20 protein-coding genes and 2 tRNA genes are annotated in these 21,010 nt (G+C 67.6%); 10 read left to right on the forward strand and 12 right to left on the reverse strand.

The window, feature by feature from the left end; all coding sequences use genetic code 11:
- Positions 1 to 43: 43 nt before the first annotated feature.
- Together mobF and C1706_RS01615 are read right to left on the reverse strand one after the other, a co-directional pair.
- Complete coding sequence (gene mobF / locus C1706_RS01610; protein WP_129457449.1) at positions 44 to 3,514, reverse strand: MobF family relaxase; 3,471 nt, start codon at positions 3,512 to 3,514, stop codon at positions 44 to 46.
- Positions 3,515 to 3,658: 144 nt separating this feature from the next.
- Positions 3,659 to 4,486: a TetR/AcrR family transcriptional regulator gene (locus tag C1706_RS01615; RefSeq protein WP_129457450.1), complete on the reverse strand. Its 828-nt coding sequence runs from the start codon at positions 4,484 to 4,486 to the stop codon at positions 3,659 to 3,661.
- A gap of 84 nt (positions 4,487 to 4,570) precedes the next feature.
- On the opposite strand from C1706_RS01615, the gene C1706_RS01620 reads away from it, so the two are divergent.
- The 4 genes from C1706_RS01620 to C1706_RS01635 all read left to right on the forward strand — a co-directional run bounded on the left by C1706_RS01620 (position 4,571) and on the right by C1706_RS01635 (position 6,899).
- Complete coding sequence (locus C1706_RS01620) at positions 4,571 to 5,068, forward strand: NADPH-dependent FMN reductase family protein (RefSeq protein WP_129457451.1); 498 nt, start codon at positions 4,571 to 4,573, stop codon at positions 5,066 to 5,068.
- 5 nt (positions 5,069 to 5,073) lie between these two features.
- Positions 5,074 to 5,385 carry a TM2 domain-containing protein gene (locus C1706_RS01625; RefSeq protein ID WP_129457452.1) on the forward strand — a complete coding sequence of 104 codons (312 nt, stop codon included), beginning with the start codon at positions 5,074 to 5,076 and terminating at the stop codon, positions 5,383 to 5,385.
- Between the two features lie 23 nt (positions 5,386 to 5,408).
- Entirely contained in the window at positions 5,409 to 5,852 is a 444-nt protein-coding gene (locus C1706_RS01630; RefSeq protein WP_129457453.1) for a hypothetical protein, read from the forward strand.
- A gap of 177 nt (positions 5,853 to 6,029) precedes the next feature.
- Positions 6,030 to 6,899, forward strand: coding sequence for an exopolyphosphatase (locus C1706_RS01635; RefSeq protein WP_129457454.1), 870 nt, complete (start codon positions 6,030 to 6,032; stop codon positions 6,897 to 6,899).
- Positions 6,900 to 7,201: 302 nt separating this feature from the next.
- On the opposite strand, the gene C1706_RS01640 is transcribed toward C1706_RS01635, so the two are convergent.
- The gene (locus tag C1706_RS01640) at positions 7,202 to 8,767 is read right to left on the reverse strand and encodes a recombinase family protein (protein ID WP_129457455.1); all 1,566 of its coding nucleotides are present in this window, start codon (positions 8,765 to 8,767) and stop codon (positions 7,202 to 7,204) included.
- 36 nt (positions 8,768 to 8,803) lie between these two features.
- On the opposite strand from C1706_RS01640, the gene C1706_RS14460 reads away from it, so the two are divergent.
- Genes C1706_RS14460 through C1706_RS01655 form a run of 4 tightly spaced genes read left to right on the forward strand, consistent with a single transcriptional unit; the run spans position 8,804 to position 12,156 of the window.
- Positions 8,804 to 10,231 (forward strand): C-terminal helicase domain-containing protein, encoded by a 1,428-nt coding sequence (locus tag C1706_RS14460; RefSeq protein ID WP_241653365.1) that lies wholly within the window; start codon positions 8,804 to 8,806, stop codon positions 10,229 to 10,231.
- Positions 10,192 to 10,332 (forward strand): hypothetical protein, encoded by a 141-nt coding sequence (locus C1706_RS14910; RefSeq protein ID WP_431830681.1) that lies wholly within the window; start codon positions 10,192 to 10,194, stop codon positions 10,330 to 10,332. The genes C1706_RS14460 and C1706_RS14910 overlap by 40 nt, the downstream gene beginning before the upstream one ends.
- A gap of 53 nt (positions 10,333 to 10,385) precedes the next feature.
- Entirely contained in the window at positions 10,386 to 11,411 is a 1,026-nt protein-coding gene (locus tag C1706_RS01650; RefSeq protein ID WP_164987380.1) for a type IV toxin-antitoxin system AbiEi family antitoxin, read from the forward strand.
- Positions 11,404 to 12,156 carry a hypothetical protein gene (locus C1706_RS01655; protein WP_129457458.1) on the forward strand — a complete coding sequence of 251 codons (753 nt, stop codon included), beginning with the start codon at positions 11,404 to 11,406 and terminating at the stop codon, positions 12,154 to 12,156. The genes C1706_RS01650 and C1706_RS01655 overlap by 8 nt, the downstream gene beginning before the upstream one ends.
- A 123-nt stretch (positions 12,157 to 12,279) precedes the next feature.
- Here C1706_RS01655 and C1706_RS01660 read toward each other — a convergent pair whose 3' ends face one another.
- From C1706_RS01660 to C1706_RS01675, 4 genes are all read right to left on the reverse strand, one after another.
- Positions 12,280 to 13,464 carry a PIN-like domain-containing protein gene (locus C1706_RS01660; RefSeq protein ID WP_164987381.1) on the reverse strand — a complete coding sequence of 395 codons (1,185 nt, stop codon included), beginning with the start codon at positions 13,462 to 13,464 and terminating at the stop codon, positions 12,280 to 12,282.
- A gap of 250 nt (positions 13,465 to 13,714) precedes the next feature.
- The gene (locus C1706_RS01665) at positions 13,715 to 14,434 is read right to left on the reverse strand and encodes a hypothetical protein (protein WP_129457460.1); all 720 of its coding nucleotides are present in this window, start codon (positions 14,432 to 14,434) and stop codon (positions 13,715 to 13,717) included.
- Between the two features lie 239 nt (positions 14,435 to 14,673).
- Positions 14,674 to 14,747 (reverse strand) — tRNA-Pro (locus C1706_RS01670).
- 17 nt (positions 14,748 to 14,764) lie between these two features.
- Positions 14,765 to 14,841 (reverse strand) — tRNA-Pro (locus tag C1706_RS01675).
- A 209-nt stretch (positions 14,842 to 15,050) separates the two neighbouring features.
- Between C1706_RS01675 and C1706_RS01680 the strand changes: the two genes are divergently transcribed.
- The gene (locus C1706_RS01680; RefSeq protein WP_164987382.1) at positions 15,051 to 15,809 is read left to right on the forward strand and encodes a class I SAM-dependent methyltransferase; all 759 of its coding nucleotides are present in this window, start codon (positions 15,051 to 15,053) and stop codon (positions 15,807 to 15,809) included.
- 24 nt (positions 15,810 to 15,833) lie between these two features.
- Here the strand turns inward: C1706_RS01680 and C1706_RS01685 are convergent, their stop codons facing one another.
- The 4 genes from C1706_RS01685 to C1706_RS01700 are packed head-to-tail and all read right to left on the reverse strand — an operon-like array spanning position 15,834 to position 20,012.
- Complete coding sequence (locus C1706_RS01685; protein WP_129457462.1) at positions 15,834 to 16,886, reverse strand: alanine racemase; 1,053 nt, start codon at positions 16,884 to 16,886, stop codon at positions 15,834 to 15,836.
- A gap of 23 nt (positions 16,887 to 16,909) precedes the next feature.
- Positions 16,910 to 18,232 (reverse strand): ribosome biogenesis GTPase Der, encoded by a 1,323-nt coding sequence (gene der, locus C1706_RS01690; protein WP_129457463.1) that lies wholly within the window; start codon positions 18,230 to 18,232, stop codon positions 16,910 to 16,912.
- Positions 18,229 to 18,894 carry a (d)CMP kinase gene (cmk, locus tag C1706_RS01695; protein WP_129457464.1) on the reverse strand — a complete coding sequence of 222 codons (666 nt, stop codon included), beginning with the start codon at positions 18,892 to 18,894 and terminating at the stop codon, positions 18,229 to 18,231. The genes der and cmk overlap by 4 nt, the downstream gene beginning before the upstream one ends.
- 50 nt (positions 18,895 to 18,944) lie before the next feature.
- Positions 18,945 to 20,012, reverse strand: a complete 1,068-nt coding sequence (locus C1706_RS01700; RefSeq protein ID WP_241653366.1) for a prephenate dehydrogenase — start codon at positions 20,010 to 20,012, stop codon at positions 18,945 to 18,947.
- Positions 20,013 to 20,145: 133 nt separating this feature from the next.
- Here C1706_RS01700 and C1706_RS01705 point away from each other — a divergent pair, with 133 nt between their 5' ends.
- The gene (locus tag C1706_RS01705) at positions 20,146 to 20,514 is read left to right on the forward strand and encodes a DUF3054 domain-containing protein (RefSeq protein WP_206660924.1); all 369 of its coding nucleotides are present in this window, start codon (positions 20,146 to 20,148) and stop codon (positions 20,512 to 20,514) included.
- Positions 20,515 to 20,558: 44 nt separating this feature from the next.
- Here C1706_RS01705 and C1706_RS01710 read toward each other — a convergent pair whose 3' ends face one another.
- Complete coding sequence (locus C1706_RS01710; protein ID WP_129457465.1) at positions 20,559 to 20,933, reverse strand: hypothetical protein; 375 nt, start codon at positions 20,931 to 20,933, stop codon at positions 20,559 to 20,561.
- Between the last annotated feature and the right edge of the window lie 77 nt (positions 20,934 to 21,010).

A 21,010-nucleotide genomic window follows, 5' to 3' on the forward strand; every position in this document is an offset into this window, starting at 1 on the left:
CGATGGCGCCGAGCCGATCTGGCACGAACCACTCTGAGCCGCGTCACAAGCCGCGTGCTGGCCCGTCGCGCCGCGGGTCAGGGCGGTAGGGCTCGCGCTCGAATGGGTCGTGGAGTTGTCGCGCCCGCTGTGCCACACGCTGCTTCTGCTCTTGTTCGGCCCGGTGGGTCTCGATGCGCCTGGCGGCATCGTTGACGGGGAGGTTGCGGAGCTCGTCCGCCTCTGCCCGGGCCAAGGTGGCTCGGGTACGCGCATCGCGGACATTGCGGCGTGGGTTGACCGTGCCCATGCCGAGCTGGCTACGGCGAGCGTTGTCGGCCCCGTATTCGTTGACGAGCAACGACATGCGCTCTTGTTGGTGTCGCTGCCGCGCCGCTTTTCGTTCGGCGTGTGCCGCTTCGACGGCGCGTTCGGCGTCGCTCACACGGGGGTCGTTCTCGGCTCGTCGCGCAGCCGCCCGGGCCGCCCATGCGGGGAGCGCCTCGACGGTGCGAGGCAGCTCGTCACCCCAGGCGTCGCGTACTTGCTCCCGAACGCTCCGGGCCTGTCCGGTCGCGACCTGGTGCTCCGCGCGGGCGTTGCGCCTGCCGAACCGTCCGACGGTGACGAGCCGTGCACTCGCGGCCGTCTCTATCTCTACGGCGGCGACGTAGGCCGCGCCGTCGCGTTCCGCTTGATCGGTGAGAGGCTGGGCGACCTCAGCGCGCACCCGCTCGGCAGTGTCCTCGGCGTTGCGGAGCAGGGTGGTGGTAGCGTCGTCCTCGGCCTGGTGCGCAGCATGTTGAGCGTCGAGCCTGTTGGCGATCTGCTCCCAGCGTGCCGCCGCGCGTTCGGCACGCTCGGCCTCCTGGTCGAGACGGGCGAGTTCTTCGGAGACGAGCCTGACGGGGCCATCGCTGATGAGTCCGCGCACCGCTTCCTTGGCGGCGCGCGCGGCGTGATCGAGGCCCCGGTCGGCGGGGTAATGTTCCATCGCGTCGATGTACTGCGCCCGCGCGTCCGCCATGTCCACGGCGACGACGTGCAGGCGGTTCTGTTCGCGGCCTCTGGTCATGCCAACGTAGATGCCTGCCGCGGTCGTCGCCTCCGACAGGATCGTGTGCGAGGCATCGACGGTTGCACCTTGGACGCCATACGCGGTCGCCGCGTAGGACAGATGCGCGTGCTCACCCACATACTCAGCGGGCAGGGCGATGGTACGGGGGTTCTTGCGCCCGCTGCCGACCTCGCGGGCGTAGACGGTGCCGTGGTCGGTGACGTGCCGGACGACCCAGGTCTGCCGGTTCGCGACCCCGAGCGTGGTGTTGTTTCGGCGGGTCTGGATCAGGTCACCGGCCCCGATAGGGAGACCGTCGCTGCCGGTCGCCGTCACCGCGTCATCGACCTCGCCCCGCTCGATGCGTCCGGTGCGGATGCGCTCGTTCAACGCCGCCGCCTCGTCGTTGGTGGCGACAATGATCGCCTCACCGTCACGAGCATGGGCGGCGATGTGCTCGCGCGCCCGCTCCTCATCGGCGTGCAGCGTCACCAGGCTCAGCGCGGCGAGCCGGTCGAACACCTCGCCGGGGTCCACTCGGTCGCGCATCTCCAGCGTGAGGGCGGCGTAGTCAGGGCTGGTGAAGCGGTGGAGTTCGGTCATGTCGTAGGTACGTCCGCGAATCTGCGCGGCCATGTCGAGCACTCCGCCGCGACCGACAGCGGGGAGCTGTGCTCGGTCGCCCACGAGCGCGACCGTCGCCCCCGCCTCAGCCGTGACAGTGAGCAGGGCGTGGGCGGTGTCCTGGTCGAGCATCCCCGCTTCATCCACGATCACGCGCATGCCCCGCGCGAGCCGCGCGTCTTCGGGCGGGCCGGTGTAGGTGCGCCCGTTCTCGTGGTCGGTATCGCCAGGGGTGAGACGTGTCCACACGCCGTCACGGTTCCACCGCCACCCGTGCGCGTGCACCAGCGCCGCAACCGATGTCGCGGGTACGCCGAGTTCGTCGTGCGCGACCTGAGCGGCCCGCAACGTCGGTGCGACCACCCGCGACGCCCGGCCATGCTCGGCGGCGACGGTGATCGCGGTGCGCAGCATGGTCGTCTTCCCGCTTCCCGCCGCACCCTCAACGATCACGAGTGGATCGGTTGAGGCAACCACCGCAGCCGCGAGGGTCTGTCCCTCATCCAGTCCGGCGGCTTGCCCGGCTCGGGTCACGTCGGGATGCCCTGACTCCCGGCGCGGTGTCGCGGCGGCGAGTTGGTCGCGCAGCGCGGTCTCGGCAGCGATCACGCTGAGGCTGCTCAGGTGCGCGACGTGCTCCGGCGTCGGCGCGCCAGGCGGCAAGACGGACAAGCAATCCGAGACGGCAAGCTCAGTCGCCAGGGCGATGAACTCCCGCAACTCAGCGGGCGTCGCCCGCACGCTGTGCTCGGTGGTGATCCGCGTGACGTGTTCCTGGACAGTGTGCCGCGTCCACGCCGACGCACTCGCCGCACTCCGATCCAACGCCCGCGATGCAACCTCCTGCACGGCCAGGCCATCCACCGACACCACCGGTTGCACCGACCGACGCTCGAGGCCTGCGGGGTCGTATCCGGCCTCGCGGAGTTCCTGCACCCACCATTGCTCGTCCTTCAGGTCAGCGGGCTTCTTCCCCGGCCGCTGGTGCGTCCACGCGATGCCTTGCAACCTGGCCGTCATCGCCGGGCCAAGCGCCTCGCCAGGATGCTGCGCCTTCCATTCGGCTTCGAGACGGTCGAGGTTGCGCTTGATCTGTGCCGAGCGCTTCGACATCACCCCGTTGAACGGCTCCAACTCCGCGACCTCCCCGGTCAATGCGTCGAGCGTGAGGCCATGCTTGTCGAGCACCGCGGCGAGCTGTGGATGAGCGGCGATCACCGCCGTACCCAGGGCCTGGATCGCACCCTGCTGCTTGAACAACGCGGCCGTGTCCAGCGCCCGCCACTTCCCGGCCGCCCACACGCGCGTGCCGATCTGCATATGTATATGCCGGTGTGGATCACCCGCCCGTGAGGTCTTGTGCCGGATGCCGACGACCTGCATGTGTTCGATGGGCACGACCTCCCGCGCCTCACGAGGGCCGACCCTCGTCACGGAGTGCTGACCGAGCCACCGGCGTATCTCCGCGAGGGCGTCCTGCTGTGCGGTGTCGAGTGCGTCGGATACCTCCGGGTGGAGCGCGGCGGCGACCGATAAGGACTTGGGGGCGTTGATCGTCATCTCTGCGAACAGCGGTGATCCCTTCGTGCCCTCGGCTGCGGCGCGTGGGGTACCCATCGACTCGCCAGTGACGGGGTTGGTCCAGTCCACCCACCCCTCGTACTCAGCCGCTGTCAGCGACCGTGCAGTGGTGACCTCGCTGCTCCCGTCGAGCACCGTGTACTCGGCAACGGCGTTGTCTGCGCCGAGGTAGTACTCGTCAGCGCGGGAGCGGTCGGCCTCGACATAGCAGCGTGCGGCGGCCCCGCTGCCGCGAAACAAGATCACCCCGCCCTTCACGCTGACCTCCCTCATGAGTCGTCTCATGAGGGAGGTGCGCATCACGGCCCCGCCGTGGCATAAGTGCATCCTTTGAAGCAGGGAGAGTGGGAGGGTCGTCAGGTCGGTGGCTCGCGGGGCGAGTCTGCGGCGGGTGTCTTTCGGCGGGGTGAGCTGCTGCTAGGCGGCGGGGCCGGAGAAGCGCGTGATCGCGGTAGTGAGGTCGTCGATGCGTTCTGGCGACCATTCGATGCCGGGATCGGGTTCGATGTAGCTGAGGACGGTTGCGGTCACCATGTAGACCGCTGGGCTCCATTCAGCGGCAGCGGTGGTGCCGAAAGCGCGCATTTGGCGGGGTGACTGGATCGCGGTGTCGCCGAGAGAGCTCCGTGAGAGCACTCCGGTCATGGTGGCTCCGGCTGCGCGGCTCATGAACTCGAACCCATCGGGGCCAGTCAGCGGGGCTACCAGCCGGTACCCGAGCAGTGCGGTGAACTCTGCATAGACTCGCGCTCGCGCTTCGAGTGCGCGTTTCTCTGCCTCGGCTAGAGCGGCGGTCACCGCTTCCCGAACGCTCGGGTCGGCGATTCCCTCGTAGCTGGCGAGCAGGAGCCGGTAGGTGCGCCACGCGGGGGACGTGCTCACGACCTCGAAGTCGATCCCGATGGAGACGCGCAGCAGCTCGACCACCAGGTCTCGGCGCCCCTGGGGGGAACTCAGACGATCAGCGTGGGCGAGCACAACCTGAGCCGCCGGGCCAGCGATGCTTGTTTCGGGTGCTGGGAGGGCTGCACCGGCTGCGAGTTCGAGCAGCACTTCGCTGTAGAACAGATCGCGCTTGGGCCAACGCCGGTACGCGGAGGTCCGCGAGACGCCCGCCCCCCGGATGACTTCATCGAACGCAAGAGCCTCCAGCCCGGTTGACAGGCCGCGCTCATGCACGAGCGCGATCGCGGTGTCCAGCATGCGCCGTTCAGTCTCTCGGTCGTTCATTCGGGTTCGCGCCATGCCCTCATTATATCGACCAGTACCACCGTTGGAACTACCTGTACCATAGTAGGTACTGAAAGACCCAACATGATGGAGGCAGCGATGAAAGCAGTGGTAGTGGTCGAGTCCTGGTTCGGGAACACTCGCGAGATCGGGGAAGCGGTCGCACGCGGCCTGACCGTCAGCGGCGTGCAAGTGGAGGTTGCAAGCGTGGATGAGGCCCCGGCAGCAGTCGATGGCGACGTGGGGCTGCTCGTCATCGGGGCTCCCACCCACAATCGCGGTTTGTCGACTGCGGATACTCGCGCGAAAGCGGCGGAAGCCGTTCACCGTCCAGTGGGTTCGGGTGCGCGCGAGTGGGTCGCCAGCGCGATCCTGCCCGATGACCTAAACCTCGCTGTGTTCGATACGACGAATGGCAGGGGTTGGCTCAGCGGTTCCGCAGCGAAGGCCGCTGCCCGCATCCTGTCCGGGCGCGCTCCGGGTCGCTCGATCCAGACCAGGACCTTTGTCGTACGGGGCATGGCCGGGCCGTTGCGTCCGGGGGAAGTGGAAGCGGCCGAGGCGTGGGGTCGCAGCCTGGCGACGGTCACGAGGTGATACCGATGACCGACGAACGAACTGAACCGTCAGAGCCCACCGCGCGCGTGAGCGAGGCCTCGCAGGACCGTCCAGGGTCGCAGCCTGATCCGTTGGCGAAAAGCCGGATCGCGGCAGGGGCGTTCGGGATCGTGCTTGGTGGTCTCGGTGTCCACCGTTTCTACCTCGGTCACACTGCGATCGGCGTTGCGCAGATCGTCGTCACCCTCATGACCCTCGGCTTGGGCTGGGTGTGGGGCATCATCGAGGGCATTTTGATCCTCACCAAGGATCGCAACTTCCTTACGGACGCCGCTGGGCGACCGCTGACCGACTAGCCACCTGCAACCCGGAGATACCTATGCCCAGTCATGTTGCCGCCGCCTATCTGACCATCGCCTTCGTTCCCCTCGCAGCAGTCCTCACCTGCGTCTACGCGCTCTCTGCCCGGAGCCGCAAACGCATGCGGCTCCCCTTAATCCTCTCGAATATCGCAGCAGTCAGCATGGTGATTTGGGCGGCGAGTGAAGGCCCGGCGCTCCTCGAAATGGTTACCCGCACCGCTTCCGCAGCAGAACGCGAGGCCGCGAACGCGCACGCTCTCGCAAGCGCGAATCTCTTCTACGCAACCGGCGCAATGCTCACCCTCGTGCTCATCACCGCATGGTGGCTGCTCCGGCCCGAACGCCCGGCATCCCTGTTGTCACGGATCGCCTCGGTGCTCCTCGTCGCGGCCGCCGTCGCCTCACTCGTTACGCTGTGGCTCGTCGCCGAGGCCGGTGCAAGCGCGGTCTGGTCAACGTAGACGATCCACAGTCATAGAAGCGACAGGCCGGCGGCGCAGGCATCAACCCGACCAGCCCGCATACGACCTGCCTAGATAGTCGCATGCACCCGCTGATGGGCGGCGGGTTTAGGGGCGCTCTGGCGGGCGTCGCGACTTGGGTGCTGGTGGCGCACCTCCCTCACGGGAGGCGCCACCGTGACCGAACACACCTCACCCGCCGCAAGCGACGATGCTGCGGCCTCGGCTGGTTCGGCCGGTTACGGGTTCCAGAGCCCGGATGGGTTACGTGCCCTCTTGATCCGGCTGCATGAGTCCGGGCCTGGGGCCTGGCAGACCGATCGCGAAGCGGCGGAGCTGATGCGCTACACCGCGATCAAGTACCGGCCGCTGGCCCGCAAGCACGGCCTGGACGCCTGGGAGGTCGCATCGGCAGCGTTCGAGGTCATGCTCGCCCCCTCGACGCGGAACGCTGGTAATCCGTGGGCGGTGGTCACCCGTGCCGTGCAGATCACCTGTATCGCGGAAGCTCGGGCTGCTGGGCTGCTGGTTTCCACCGGCAAGGTCCGCCACACGGGCAGGATCGCCGGGTTCCACGACGCCATCCGGTTCGCCGAACGGGAGAATCTGACCGACTACCATCCGGCATTCGCCGTCACCCCCGACAATGATGAACCAGAGCCCGGCGAGGATGACGGGCCGGTCGCCGCCGTGCTGTCGGAGGTAGTGGGGCTGTTCGTCTCGGCGGACTGGGATGCCGCGCTCGTAGCCGATTGCGTGGAACATGTCGCCTACCGGCTCGCAGACCTGTCCTCACGACCCCGGGCGGTCGAAGTGCTACGCCGGGACCGCTCCATCCCGACGCTGCTGGATGTGCCGCGAAGGTCGTGGACTTCGCTGTTGCGGATCGTGCTGGGGCACCCCGACCCGAAACACGCTGATACCCCCACCGGCGACGGCGTCCTGCTGCGCTTGCTCAGCGGCGAACCACCGGAGTCTCTACGCGACGACGACGCGCTGACAGACGCGATCCACGCCGCGCACCCTGACAAGTACACCGCATCGTGACTGGAGCGCGGGTAGGGCGGCGCACCTGACAGTATGAGCACCCCGACCGCCGCTGTATCCGCCGTGTCCGCGCTGCCAGCACCCCTGGCAAGCTCCACGCTGGGGGCGCGGCTGGCTGCCGCTTCGCGCCAGGCGCAGGGCTTCGCCCTGGCGGTGGACGACCCGGCGGTGCTGTCCGAGCTTCGGGAGCTGTGCGGCGCGCCTCGGCCCACGAGACAGGCAGCGGCCGCGATGCGGGAAGGACCAGCGCCCTGAACTGTGGAGCTGGTTAGGACGCGGGGCCGATGGCACCCGGGGGCTGGTTAGGCGCGCCAGATGAACTCGACCCGGCGGGCGAGAACGTCGGCGCGATGCGCGTCACGGCGGGCGTGGAACGCTTCGACGGTCTCGTTGCGGCGCTTGGGCACGGCGGTCATCATGTCGGCGGGGTGGGCGTGGACGAGCACGGCTTCCAGGATCAGGTTCGCGGCCTGGTACTTCCACAGCGGGGCGCGACCCTTCCATTCGGCGGCGACGGTGGTCATGTCGATTCCCGGCCCGGCGTGCTCAGGCACGGCGGCGGCGTACTCGCGGCGCGTGGCCTCGATCCGCTCGGCGATCCGAGCGCGCTGGCGCACCCACATCGCCTTGTCGATCAGCCCGTCGTAGTGGTCATCATCCAACCGCGCCAGACGCTCCCGGTCAGCGTCGAGCCGGGCCGTGAGCCCGACACGCGCGCCCACGTCCGCGTTCGGTCTGGTGCGCGTCGTGGGGTTGAGGGTGATCTGCTCGAAGGTCGCCAGAACCGCCTCTTCCACGAGCTTCGAGACTTCGGCGGAGCGGATCGAGCGGTTGCACCCGCCACGCGTGGCCTGCACGCACTGGTACACGTTCCCCCGGTGGAGCATCGCCCTTCCGCAGGTCGAGCAGCGGATCAGCCCCGAGAACGGGTACATGCGCTTCGCCGCTCCGCTGCCAGGCGTATGGAAGTTCCGGGCCTGCTTGCGGGCGTCGAGCACGTCGGAGACCTGCTGCCAGGTGTCCTCATCCACGATCGCAGGCCACGCCGCTTGCACCTGCATGAGCGAGGTCTTGGAGCGCGTGCCATCGGGGAGGATCGGGCGGTACTCGCGTACGCCTTTGATGGAGGGGTTGCGCAGCATCAGCTTGAGTGTCCGATCCGACCACGCGCACCCGTGCGTGGTGAGCACTCCGCGCTCGTTCCAGTCCTTGCGAATCCGGTACAGCGACTCACCCGCCAGCACCCGCTGCATGGCTTCGGCCACCATCGGCCCGGTCACCGGATCAATAACGAGGACGCCGGACTCGGCACGGTACCCGAACGGCACCCTGCCCCCATGCCATGCCCCCTCGATGGCCTGCTGCTTCGCCGCCCGCGCCACACGCCGGGCGGTGTCGGCGGAGGACTTGTTCGCCATCGCCACCAGCACTCGCGCCATCGCCACATCGGAATCGGTGTCCAGCCGCAGGGAACCCGTCACGGAGCGGACTCCGAACCTGCCGAGCACTTTCGCGTCGATCAAGTCCTCCAAGTCCCTGGGGTCGCGCACGGCCCGATCCAGGTCGTACGCGATCATCACCTGCGCCTGCCCGTCGGTCAGGTGTTTGAGCATGGCGCGGAACTGCGGGCGGATCACCCGCCGTACCCGCTCACCCGAGGGCAGCGTGATCGTGCGCTGCTTGAACGCCGAGGTGTCATTCTCCCGGAACACCGCCACCACCTCCCAGCCATGCGCGGTCGCGTAGGCGCGGCAATCGGCCTCCTGCCGATCCACCCCACGCTCGGTGCCCTCCGGGTCATCACTGATCCGGACGTACACGACCGCCCGCAACGGCCCTGCCGCTTGTTCTTGCTGTTCGTGGCCCATGCTTCGGTCCCGCCTTCCTACTCGTGTGAGAGGTAGGTGCGTTTACGGAACCTCGGCTATGCCACTACCATCCACGGCGCCCAGGGCATCACCGCCGACACCTGCCACGGACTCCTCACCGGCCACGAGTCCCGCCAACAGCTCTACACCATGCTCAGCCGCGGCCGGCACGCCAACCACGCCTACCTGCAGGTCACCGGCGACGGCGACCCCCACAACCGCCTGCGCCCCGAGACCATCACGCCGGCGACGCCGACCGAACAACTCGAAGCCATCCTCGCCCGCTCCGACATCCCCACCTCCGCCACCACCCAGCTCGCCGAGTTACGCGACCCGCGGACGCTGCTCGGTGCTGCCGTCGCCTGCTACCAGGATGCGATCGTCACCGCCGCCGAACACGTAGCCGGCGGCGCGGACCTGGTCGCCCTGCTCGACAAGACCGCGGAGACCCTTGACCTCGCCGACGCAGACGCCTGGCCTGTCGCCCGCTCACACCTGCTCGTCCTCAACGCCCAGGGCATCTCGCCGATCAGCGCACTCCAGTACGCCGTCAACTCCGAGGAACTCGACGACTCCCGCGACCCCGCCGCGGTCGTGGACCGGCGCCTCGACGTGGTCAGCCTCAGAGCGGAGAACGAGGAGCGGCGCCCGCTGCCCTGGCTTCCAGCCGTCCCAGACAAGGTGCTGGCGGAGCCCGAATGGCGCCGCTACCTCGCCGCCAGATGGGCGCTCGTCACCGAACTGGCCGAACGCGTCCAGCAGGATGCTGCCACCGACCAGACCGCATCCCGATGGGCCGCCGCGCTCATCGCACGGCCAGCACCCGACACCATCGCGCAGATCGAAGTGTGGCGCGCCGCCCACGGGATCTCCGACGACGACCTGCGGCCCACCGGGCGCCCCGAGCACCACCTGGTCGAGGCCCGCGCTCAGCACCGCCTCGACAACCTCATCGCCGGAGAGTCTGAACCCGTGCTGGCCTGGCTGAACCGCATCCACCAAGTCGCACCCGGCACTATCGAGGACCCCGCCACCATCCGGTTGGCCCGCGAATGCGCAGCCATCGATCCCCAGGGCAACCAGCTGCCCCGGCACCTGACCGAAGCCGCTCGCCGGCCGCTGCCCGACGATCACAAGGCCGACGCCCTGCGGTACCGGCTCGAACCCTGGCTCAACGACATCTGGGAAACCATCTCGCCGCCGCAGCACACCCTCACCGACCCCCGCCGCCACGAACCCGCCCCGCCTCGGCCACGACCACCACCACAGCCGCGGCATCGGCATCTGAGCACCCGCCCGGCAGACAACCCGCCGAGCACCAACAGGAAGGAAGCACCATGGCAGTCCCCCAGACCCAGCGCGTCACACCGGAGTGGATCTCCCTGCGCGAGGCCGCCAAGATCTACGCGGTCAGCACCTACACCCTGCGCCGACGGATCAGCTCCGGCGACCTTCCCGCCGTGAAGCTCGGCTACAAGCTCATCCGCGTGTGCATCGAAGACCTGGACAAGCTCTTCCCAGCCATCCCTACTGACCGACCCGAGGATCGCTACCGCCGGTGGTGAGTAGCGTGCACGCCGCTGTTCAAATGGAGACTCTGTTCAGCTATATTGAACACATGGGTCTTTTGAACACGCAGGGGGAAGAGTTGGCGCGACTCATCCAGCAGGGCTTGGCACGCGCCGGGATGAAGGACGTCACCGCCTTGTCGGTGCAGCCTTCCGGTGGCCGCCGGCTCGTCCTCCGCCACGGGTCGTCGCTACATCGGGTCCAGGTTCACCCCGTTGGCCGTAACCCAAGGACGCCCGAGGAAGAGCCGGGATGGTTGCCGCTTCTAGTGAACAGCGGCTTTGACGACACCACCGTGGAGCGCCTGGCGCAAGCGGACGCCAGCTTCCTGGACGAGCGTGGCAACGCTCACTTGTCGCTTGACGGGCGCACGGTGCTGTTCGCACGGGCCGACAAACCCGGCCGCATCGGAATGCATGCCAAGTCGGCAAGCCTGGAAGCGCAGGCGAAGCGGGCCCCGGGCGCCTTGGCACTCAACCGCGCCAGCCACCGGGTGGCGTTCGCGCTCCTGGCCAACCCTGACCTAGCGGCCAGCCCAGTGCGCACGCTGGCCGCGGCCGCAAGAGCCTCGATCGGCACCGTCCACAACACGCTTGCCCAGCTCACCGATGCCGGGCTGCTGTTGGACGGCCGACTCCACGACCCCGGCCGGTTGCTGGACGCGTGGGCAGAGTCGTATCGAAGGCTGGCCGTGCGTCCGCTCTCGAGCCGGACGCTGTACGCGGCCGACGATCGTTGGTCAGACACGGTGCGAGCTGAAGCCCAGGACGTCGTCCTCCTCGGCGGAATCGCCGCGGCCGCGGTCCTGGACGATCAGGTTCGCGCCACTGATGGCATCGTCTACGCCGCAACTCTCGGGCCTGCCGTGACTCTGCTGCGCCTCACGGCCGACCCCACCCCGTTTCGCGTCGAAGTACGAGAGCGCTTCTGGGGAGACGGCCTGCCCGCGTCGCGGCTGAACCTGGTGCCGTCGGTGCTGATCTACGGCGACCTGCTCCGCGACGGCGACTCCCGCTCCGTTCAGGTCGCGACCAACCTCAGGAGGAACGACGCGCACCTTCGCACCCTTGGCTGAGGCCGACCTTCCTGTCCCCGGCGAGCTGCTGGATGCCCTGGTCGATGCCCTGGGTGCTCCGGGCCGGTGGGTTCTCATCGGTGCCGCCGCCCGAGACCTCGCGCTCATCCTTGGAGGCGTCAATCTCCCCCGCCGCGCGACCAACGACGTCGACATCGCTATCGCCGCCCACGACGCCGTCGACTTCGACGCGATGCTGGCGACCATCGGCGAACCAACCCGAGCCTGGCAGCGCAGGACACTGCTCGGACAGCAGGTCGACGTCATGCCCTTCGGCGACCTGGAAAGCGACGACGAGGTCCATATCCACGAGTCCAGCCTCAGCGTCCTCGGCTGCGCTGAAGCAGCCACCAACGCGGATATCGTCACCCTGCCGTCCGGCAGACTGCTGCCTGTCGCTCCCCTCGAACTCATCGGCGTTCTGAAACTCATCGCGTTCGCCGGACGCCAGCCCGCCGAGACCAAGGATGCCGACGACCTGCTTATCGTGCTGCGCGCTGCCTCGGAGGGCATCTATGGCGAGGAGACCTGGAACGACGAACCCGCCATGGCGGCCACCGAGTACGACCACCAGCTGGCAGGCGCCCACAGACTGGGCCGAAGGGGCATTGCGTGTTTCGGCACCGGACGCGCGGAGCGCGTAGATCTGGTCGCGACCGAGGTCCAGCGAGTAGTGACGTCGGCCTGGCGCGGATCACACCAGGAACTACTGGGGGCGTGGCTGGCAGGGCTGCGTGCAGTCTGACCGACCGACACGTAGTGCGACGGCTCAGACTGCCTTCGCGCCAGAGCGCTCCGTCGAGGCACCGCCACGGAAGTGCTTGCACAGCGGCGTGGCTGTTCCCTCGACAGGGTGACGCTAATTGCCTCAGAACGCGCGATTGGTGGGTTCCTGATGCGACGTGTCCATTGAGCCGAGAATCGTCACGACTTCGGGAGGGATCTCAAAACGAAGCGCCTGCACTCCTCCGTCATAGACGGGGGTGAGCATCGGAGAGACACCGTCGTCGATGTAGCCCTCAGCGGCGAGGTCCGCCGTGATTCGAGCCGTTGGACGCGTGAATCCTCGTAGCATTCGATCCGCCCCGTAGCCGCACAGGGCGTATAGCGAGTCGCGATCAATAGACCCGCCGTTCTGAGCGGCCTGCCGAATCACCGACTCCTGCTCACGACCTTCGTAACGCAGTCGAGCGAGCAGTTCCTCGACCGCCTGCTCGGTCCAGATCGGTGTGTCGGATGTCGTACTGCGCTCGACGTCCGAACGGGCTTCCTCCGAAACCATGACCGCTAGAACATCCGCGTGCTCAATCAGCTGTAGGGGGCGCAGCATCACGAGTGCAGCCCCACTCCGCTTCTGGAACTCATCTGCAAGCTCGCTCCTAGGGCCGAGCAGTTGCCCGCGGTGTTTCCACCACCAATCTTCCTTCTCATCACCTGTGACGAGGACGAGCGGCAACGCACGTGCCTCTGCTTCGAGCATGGACTCAAGCCACACCAAGTAGTCCCCGGTCGAACCGTCAGCGCCCCCGACATCATCCTTCTTCGCATCTCGAAAGCCAGGGGGAAGGCCCAACTGAGTCCTTCGGGCAGCCTCCGCCACGGCGTCTTTGTGTTGCTCGGGAGGGAGCGGGTCGCCGACTCGATCGGCCAGCAGGGGCTGAAGGGCGAGAGTCACTGAGTCCTGGCCAGCGTCGTAAGCGAAGGTGGAGGACTCGTTGGTGACTCCGTCTGCCGTGGTTGAGCACGTCTCGAACGCCTGTCGTACGCTCCGGAGCATCTGCTGCTCCACTGCGACATCTGCAGCCGTCTGCTTCGCCCAAACCCGTACGGCGTCCTGGACTTGGTTCTCAGCCCTAGACAGCGCAGCGCCCAGCTGCTCGGTAGCGGTGTTACGCGCGTCGATTGCTGCGAGCCTGTTGCGCCAGAACTCGCGAGCGGCCTGGTGGCTGACAAACACCCGGTCTCCGAGCGCCTCAAGAACTGAGATCAGCGCCTGGCGGGCGCTCGGGCTGAATCGGTAGAAGCTGAGAAGCACGTTAGCGTCCAGGCTCACCAAGCCGTGCGCAAGCCCATCTCGTGCTTCATCGCGTGTCTGTGGGATCGCGCCTTCGTGGCCGGTCGTTAGTCCTCTATCGGGCACAAGAGAAATACTGCCACTGTTCGCCGCGTCGTTCCGAAGGAACTGAGCTCGCGGTGCATTGAAGTTCTGGCGAGGCTGTCCCGCTAGCGCGCAGATGTCTCATCCCGAGTTCGCGCAGCGCAAGTTTGCAGCGGTCAGCCCCCTGGCACTCGACTCCCAGAAGCTACAGCGACAATGCGTTCGCGCTGAAGACGCGCGCCAACTCGGCAGACGTCTCCTCGGTCAACAACGAAGGGTTAGCCTCCAGCATCAACTGAACACGGTCGGCGAATTGCTGCGGGCTCAGTTCACTCAAACCCCCCGCTCTCCCGACTGGCTCATCCTCGTCGTCAACGCGGGCGTTCGCGAGGATCCGTTGCTGCTCCTCCTGGAACGCGCCTGCCGCAACCATCGCACGGAAACGGTGCATCCACTCGGCGCGGCTCATCTTGATCTTCGATTCCGCGAGCACGGTTTCCGCCCCAGCGTCGAGCATCACGACGCTGATCTTTTCGAGAGCTGGAGGTGGGGCAACCGCTACCTTGCCACGCGGCCTGCCTGACGTAGTGATTCGTTCCCAGGCGGAACGCATCGTCGGAGCAGCCTTCTCGCTCCACCAACGCCTGATGTGAGGTGCCGCGGTCTCCACTCCCTTGATGATGCCGATCAAGATGAGTGCCGCGAGCTTCTCGGCGAGTTCCCGTTCCTCGGGTGTCAGTTCGCGCGGTGGCTCGTATCCGTAGCTCGGCGAGTAGTCCTGTTCTGGCTCGTCGACCCACCGCCAAGCAGCGTGGCCCTTGAGGTCGTTCGTGCCGTCCTCGAAGAGATGCCCCGTCACAGCTCCATCGACGGCATGGGATGTCCCAAGGTGTTGACCCTCGGGAACGATCGGCTCGTACGGCATGTTCCGAGACTAGTGAAGCTCTCTAGCGGGCGGGAAGCGCCGACACGCGGGCCCGCTAGTTCACGAGCCGTGCTGCGCCCGGCGCAGGCCCGAGCGGAGTCGAGCGGCCAGTGGGTGACGAGGGCAAAGACTCCTGGTGATCTCAAACCCAGGAAACCTTGTTCCACGTATGTTCCACGTATGTTCCACGCCGACTACTTACGCGCCCGCAAAGTGCCCCTTACAAGGACATACACACGTCGGGCTGACAGGATTTGAACCTGCGACCCCCTGACCCCCAGTCAGGTGCGCTACCAAGCTGCGCCACAGCCCGTGGCATGCATTTTCAGTTGTTCGGGCCGACCAGAGCGGGGTAAACCCCTTGACCCCCAGTCAAGTGCGCTACCAAGCTGCGCCACATCCCGAACCGGTGTCGGTTTCACAACCACTACCGACAGATGAGCATACACGGACACGGGGCTGGTTGTCGCATCGAGGGGCAACGATGCCGCATCCGCGCTCTCCCGTGAGCCGAATGGTGGTGCGCACTGCCCGCGCACCACCCCCAGTCTCGCTTCCGTCCCTGCGGCACTGGCGTCGCCTCCCCTCGTTCTGTTCACCGTGGAAGGATGGCGGCATGGCTCATGACGAGGCGGTCGGTCACCACAACCCGGGCGGCGCCCCGCGCCAGCACGGGCATCACCCTTCGGGGGGTGCGTCCCCCGCACCGGGGCACGTCCATCGCGACGATGAGCGTGCCTACGTCGATCCGGCGGACTTCTTCAACGCGCGCGCCCGAGAGTGGGATACCCCGCAGAAGGTCGCGTTCCTGCACACGATCGCCGAAGCAATCGCGGACGCCGTCCCCCTCGATCGAAGCTGGCGTGCTGTCGAGATCGGAGCGGGCACAGGGCTGCTGGGCGCCGAGATAGCCACCCGGATCCAGCATGTGGTGCTCACGGACGTGTCACCGGGCATGCTGGAGGTGGCCCAGGAGCGGGCCGCGTCCGCGCCTGAACGGCTCAGCGTCGCGCGTTACGACCTCACCGAGGGACCGTTGGCGGAACCTGTCGACCTAATCGTGGCGTCAATGGTCCTGCACCATGTGGGCGACCTGGACGGCCTGCTGACCAACCTTCACGCCAGCCTGCGGCCAGGCGGCTGGGTGGCGCTCGCCGATCTGGATCCCGACCCCGACAACCACTACCACGAGGACGGGTTCGGCGGGCATCACGGCATCGACCGGGCTGCTCTGCAGGCGACGCTGCGCACCCTAGGCTTCATCGGCCTCACCGAGCGCACCGTGGCGCAGCGCACCAAAGCCAAGGACGGCGTCGACTACGTGCACGACGTCTTCCTCGTGACAGGGCACCTACCGCAGTCGCAGGGGCGCTGAGGGTCGCATCAGTGGAGCTAGGCGTCACGCGTTCATGCCGCGGGCCGCGACGTCCCAGCGCCCGACCAGGCGCCCGCCCGACAACACGGTGAACTCGTCCACCAGGTTGACCGCATTGCACGCATGATGAGGGACGACGCGCACGCTCGATCCCAGGGGCGGCAGCGCTTCACCGCCCAGATCGGCGACCGCGTGATGCTCCGACAAGAGGACGATGCGGGCCTGCGGGTGATCCAAGAGTCGCCCCGAACCGGACGCCCACGGCGCCTTGTCAGCACCCAGCACCTTCGAACCGGCATCCAGCACCAGGCGTCCGCCCGCATGGCTGACCACCGTCGCGTGACAGGTCAACGCGATCTGGTCCGGCGAGCAGGCGCCCAACTCCCACTGCTGGGCGTCGTTGAAGACATACACACCGGGGCGGGTCTCCGTCAGCCCCTCCCCCGTCGCGGCCAGGCTAGGGCTGGAACCGCCGCTGATGAGCGTGGGCTCGACGCCGTGGGCGCGCATCGCGGCTGCAGCCACCGCGAGCGCGGACGCCTCATCCGCAGCCGCCTGCAACCGAACCTCCGGGCCATAGCTGTGCCCCGGAAACGTGAACACCCCGGCCACCGGCAACCCTGCCTCCAGCGCCGCCGCGGCCAGTGCGCCCGCCGCGTCCGGCGCGACCCCGGAGCGGTGGTGGCCCGAGTCGACCTCGACGATCCCCTCCACCCCCACCCCGACCAAACGCTGCGCCGCCTCGACCGAATCGAAGCCGACCCGGACCGTCCCAGCGGACGCCAACCGCCGCAACCGGGCCACGCGGTCGCCGTCGAGCCACAGCGGGTAAGCGATGAACACATCGTCGAACCCGGCCTGGGCGAACACTTCGGCCTCACCGATCGTCGCGACCGTGATGCCGCACGCCCCCGCCTCCATTTGGCGATGGCCGATCTCCGGGCTCTTGTGCGTCTTCACATGCGGACGCAACGCAAGCTGACGCTCGTGAGCCCACTGTGCGACGCGCTCGATGTTCGCATCGAGAACGGGGAGATCGATCGCGAGGAACGGCGTCGCGGGTACCTGCGGGGACATGCCCGCAACCTACCCCAGCCGGCTCAACGGTTGGCGCGCTTTTGCCGAGCCCGGACCTCGATGTTGATGGGGGTGCCCACGAACCCGAACTCCTCGCGCAGCCGACGCTCGACAAACCGCGTGTATTGCGGATCCAGGCCGCCGGTGGTGAAGAGCGCGAAGGTGGGCGGGCAGTTGTGCGCCTGCGTCCCGAACAGGATGCGCGGCTGCTTGCCGCCCCGCACCGGGTGCGGATGCGAGGCCGCCACCCGCCCCAGGAAGCTGTTGAGCTGCCCGGTAGTGATCCGCGTCTCCCAGCCCTCCAAGGCGGCGTCGATGGCCTTACGTAGCTTGTCGACGTTGCGGCCCGTCAGTGCAGAAATGTTGACGTGCGGCGCCCACGCGAACGCCTGCACGTCCCGCTCGACCTCACGCTCCAGGTAGCGGCGACGCTCATCGTCGGTGAGATCCCACTTGTTGTAGGCCACCACCAGCGCCTTGCCCGACTCCTCGACCATCGTCAGCAGCTTCAGATCCTGGTCGGCGATCGACTCGGACGCATCAATAACCACGATGCACACCTGAGCCCGCTCGATAGCCTGCTGGGTGCGCAACGACGCGTAATACTCGTGCCCGGACGCCTCCTTGACGCGGCGGCGAATACCGGCGGTGTCGATGAACCGGTACACCTCACCGTCCAGTTCGACCAGTTCGTCAACCGGGTCGACGGTCGTGCCCGCCATGTCGTTGACGACCGACCGCTGACGCCCGGTGAGCTTGTTCAACAAGGAACTCTTACCGACGTTCGGCTTGCCGATAATCGCGACGCGCGTTGGGCCGCCCACCTCCTCGAACTGCTCGGCGGGCGCCTCAGGAAGCGCCTGCAGGATCGCGTCCAACAGGTCACCAGAGCCACGTCCGTGCAGTGCAGACACCGCATACGGCTCGCCCAGCCCCAGATTCCACATGGCGGCGGCTTCGGATTCCAGGCGCGCGTCGTCCACCTTGTTGGCGGCCAGCACGACGGGCTTGCCGCTGCGCCGCAGGACCTTCACCACGGCCTCGTCCTCATCGGTGGTGCCCACGGTCGCATCCACGACGAACAACACGGCATCGGCAGCACCGATCGCCAGTTCGGCCTGGTCGGCGATCTGAGCCGCCATGCCTTTAGCGTCGCTGACCCAACCACCCGTATCGACGACGACGAAGTCGCGACCATTCCAGGTGGCGTCGTAGCTGACGCGGTCCCGCGTCACTCCTGGCATGTCCTGGACGACCGCCTCCCGGCGGCCCAGGATGCGGTTGACGAGTTGCGACTTGCCGACGTTGGGGCGTCCCACCACGGCAAGAACGGGTTTGGCGGTCATGAGATCTCCTTCGCGAGGGCGACGACGGCAAGGACGACCTCGTCGAGACTCAGATGGGTGGTATCAAGCAGATGGACGCCGTCAGCGGCGTGAGTGAAGTCCACCAAGGTGGAATCGTCGGCGTCGCGACGCAGCACCTGATCGCGGAGTTGTTCCCCGCTCACCCGGCCGCCCAGTTCCCCACCGCGCCGCTCCAGGCGCGCTTGCGGGGACGCCGTCAGCAAGATGCGCACGGGGGCGTCCGGGTAGATGACTGTGGTGACATCGCGGCCCTCAGCCACGCAGCCGCGAGGATCACGATCCATGAGGATGCGCTGACGCCGTACCAAGTCGGCACGGCACTCGGGCACGGTGGAGACCGCCGACACGTGCTGGGCGACGCGGGGCTCACGAATCTCGTCGGTGACGTCGCGCCCGTTGACGCGTACCCACCGATCGTCGGGATCCAAGGAGATATCGATGTCCGCGCCTGTGGTGGCTGCGATCACCTGCTCCACGTCGCTGGGGTCGACGCCCGCGTCCAAGAACGCGACCGCAACCGCGCGATACATGGCCCCCGTGTCCAAGTAGGACAGGCCCAGCGCACGAGCCACCGCACGAGCCGTCGACGACTTTCCGGACCCGCTGGGTCCGTCGATAGCGATCACTTGGCGGTGCGGCACCCGCTCATCCTAGTGGAGGCCCGCCGCTCGCCCGCCCGTCGCCGGGTGCCCTAGGTGCGGACCGTCCAGCCGCGGTCGGTCATGGCCGTGGCCAGCACCCCGGACGCCGCGGGCTCCACGTGCACACCCAGCATGCCCACCGGACGACCCGGATCGTGCTCGATGGTGATGTCCTCCACGTTGACCCCGGCCGTCTCGATGTCGGTGAACAGCCTGGCCAGCGCGCCGGGGGCGTCCGGAATCTCGATGACGACCTCCGCCCAGGCGCTCGGGGCGCTGCCATGCTTACCAGGCAACGCCTGCGTGCCGCGGCGTCCGCGAGCCAAGAACGCCTCGACGGCGTCCGGGTCGTCCAAGACGGCGATCAGCTTTCCCAGGTCCTCATGCAGTTCTTCCAACTCGACCCGCAGCGCGCCGCTGTTGGCCGCGATGATCTGTCGCCACAACTTCGGATCCCCGGCGGCGATGCGCGTCACATCACGCAACCCCTGGCCCGCGAGTTGGAGGTGCTCGGCGGGAACGTCGAGCAACCCGCCGGCGACCAAAGCGCTCATGAGCTGAGGGATGTGGCTGACTTGCCCGACGGCCTCATCGTGATGCTGGGCCGCCATCGTGACCAGCCTTGCCCCACACATTTCGGCCAGGCGGCGCACCACGAGCACCGACTGCGCGGCGGAGGTGTCGTGCGGCGTGATCACCCACGTGCGATCCACGAACAGATCAGGCGACGCGGTCAGCGGACCGTCCTTCTGTGAGCCCGCCATCGGGTGGGAGCCGCAGTACCGCGCCAAATCAACCCCGGTGGCGCGCAATTGGGCGAGCACCACGCCCTTGACCGACCCGACATCGGTGACGGTCGCGTTCGGGTACGTGTCCAGTGCTTCAGCGATAACTGCGGCGAGCGCGCCCGGGGGAACCGCGACGACGACAAGCTGATAGGCGGCCGGATCCAAGGAGGTCAGCGTTCCCGCACCGCGGGACGCGGCCACCACCGCATGGCTGTAACGCGCATCCTGCAGATGCACCTCGACACCCGCGCGCGTCATGGCCTGAGCCACCGACGCACCCACGAGGCCCGTCCCCATCACCAGGGCGGGGCTCAACGAAACTTGGATCACTGGCCACACTTTAGCGACGCGCACGCGTCCAGCCGTCCCACGCCCATGGCACGCACCCGTGCGCGCTGCGTCCGACTCGCTCCAGGAGGGCTAGGCTCGCCAAGACCACCGCACTCAAGCAGAGGAGACCCGGGTGAACCGCGCCATGTCCATCGTGATCGACATTGTCTTGGTGGTGGTGTTCGCCGCGCTGGGACGCGCGAGCCACACCGAGGCACTCGACGTGGCGGGCATCAGCCGCACCGCCCTCCCCTTCGTGGCCGGGACGCTCATCGCCTGGATCGCGTTGACGCTACGCAAGTCATCCGGCTCGTCGCTCCCCGCGGGGGCCTTCGTGTGGGCCCTCACGTTGATCGGGGGCATGCTGTTTCGCGTCCTGCTGGGTGACGGAACTGCCGTGGCCTTCATCATCGTGGCTGCCGTCACGTTGGCGTTGTTCCTGCTGGGATGGCGCCTGATCCTGTGGCTGGTCCAGCGCCGCACTTCAGCAACACAGCGCTAAGTGCGCCCCGCCCAGGGGTGCACTCGGCGGGGCGTCAGAGGGGTTCAGGGCGCGGCAACGACTTCCCGCGCGTGCGCGACGCCCTCATGTTCAGCCTCAAGGTGGACGATGTGGAGTTGAAGACGAGGATCCAACGAGGAGCCGCCCAGTTCGACGATGCGGTCACCGACATGCCACTCAAACCAGGGGAAACCCGCGCCCTCGCGGCGCGAGACGGGGCCGAGTCGCTGCGTCAGCGCCTGCACCAGAGCATCGCGCGCCTCCGACGTGCCCACGCCGCCCCACAGGTACCACCCCACCCCCCGCAGTGGCGCATCGGGAACATCCCCCTCACGCGACCAGCAGATTTCGGCGTCCCCCCAGCCGAGAATGCCGCCACCCCACTGCGACCAGGACCCCACGGCCCGAGTCGGACTCATGCCCAACTCCTCAAACCAGGCGTGGCGCTGAACCTCCCCTTGAGGCCAGGCTTCGGTCACCACACGCACGGCGAGGT

Origin of the sequence: Propioniciclava flava (genome assembly GCF_004126535.1) — a bacterium.
Lineage (GTDB): Bacteria > Actinomycetota > Actinomycetes > Propionibacteriales > Propionibacteriaceae > Propioniciclava > Propioniciclava flava.

What these genes read in the sequence shown, in the direction of transcription:
- der (WP_129457463.1), bottom strand. Translation starts at nt 18,232, where the DNA reads ATGACCGCCAAACCCGTTCTTGCCGTGGTGGGACGCCCCAACGTCGGC.
- C1706_RS01710 (WP_129457465.1), bottom strand. Translation starts at nt 20,933, where the DNA reads ATGAGTCCGACTCGGGCCGTGGGGTCCTGGTCGCAGTGGGGTGGCGGC.
- C1706_RS01620 (WP_129457451.1), top strand. Translation starts at nt 4,571, where the DNA reads ATGAAAGCAGTGGTAGTGGTCGAGTCCTGGTTCGGGAACACTCGCGAG.
- C1706_RS01685 (WP_129457462.1), bottom strand. Translation starts at nt 16,886, where the DNA reads ATGTCCCCGCAGGTACCCGCGACGCCGTTCCTCGCGATCGATCTCCCC.
- C1706_RS01640 (WP_129457455.1), bottom strand. Translation starts at nt 8,767, where the DNA reads ATGGGCCACGAACAGCAAGAACAAGCGGCAGGGCCGTTGCGGGCGGTC.
- C1706_RS01650 (WP_164987380.1), top strand. Translation starts at nt 10,386, where the DNA reads ATGGGTCTTTTGAACACGCAGGGGGAAGAGTTGGCGCGACTCATCCAG.
- mobF (WP_129457449.1), bottom strand. Translation starts at nt 3,514, where the DNA reads ATGAGGGAGGTCAGCGTGAAGGGCGGGGTGATCTTGTTTCGCGGCAGC.
- C1706_RS01625 (WP_129457452.1), top strand. Translation starts at nt 5,074, where the DNA reads ATGACCGACGAACGAACTGAACCGTCAGAGCCCACCGCGCGCGTGAGC.
- C1706_RS01680 (WP_164987382.1), top strand. Translation starts at nt 15,051, where the DNA reads ATGGCTCATGACGAGGCGGTCGGTCACCACAACCCGGGCGGCGCCCCG.
- C1706_RS01630 (WP_129457453.1), top strand. Translation starts at nt 5,409, where the DNA reads ATGCCCAGTCATGTTGCCGCCGCCTATCTGACCATCGCCTTCGTTCCC.
- C1706_RS01665 (WP_129457460.1), bottom strand. Translation starts at nt 14,434, where the DNA reads ATGCCGTACGAGCCGATCGTTCCCGAGGGTCAACACCTTGGGACATCC.
- C1706_RS01615 (WP_129457450.1), bottom strand. Translation starts at nt 4,486, where the DNA reads ATGGCGCGAACCCGAATGAACGACCGAGAGACTGAACGGCGCATGCTG.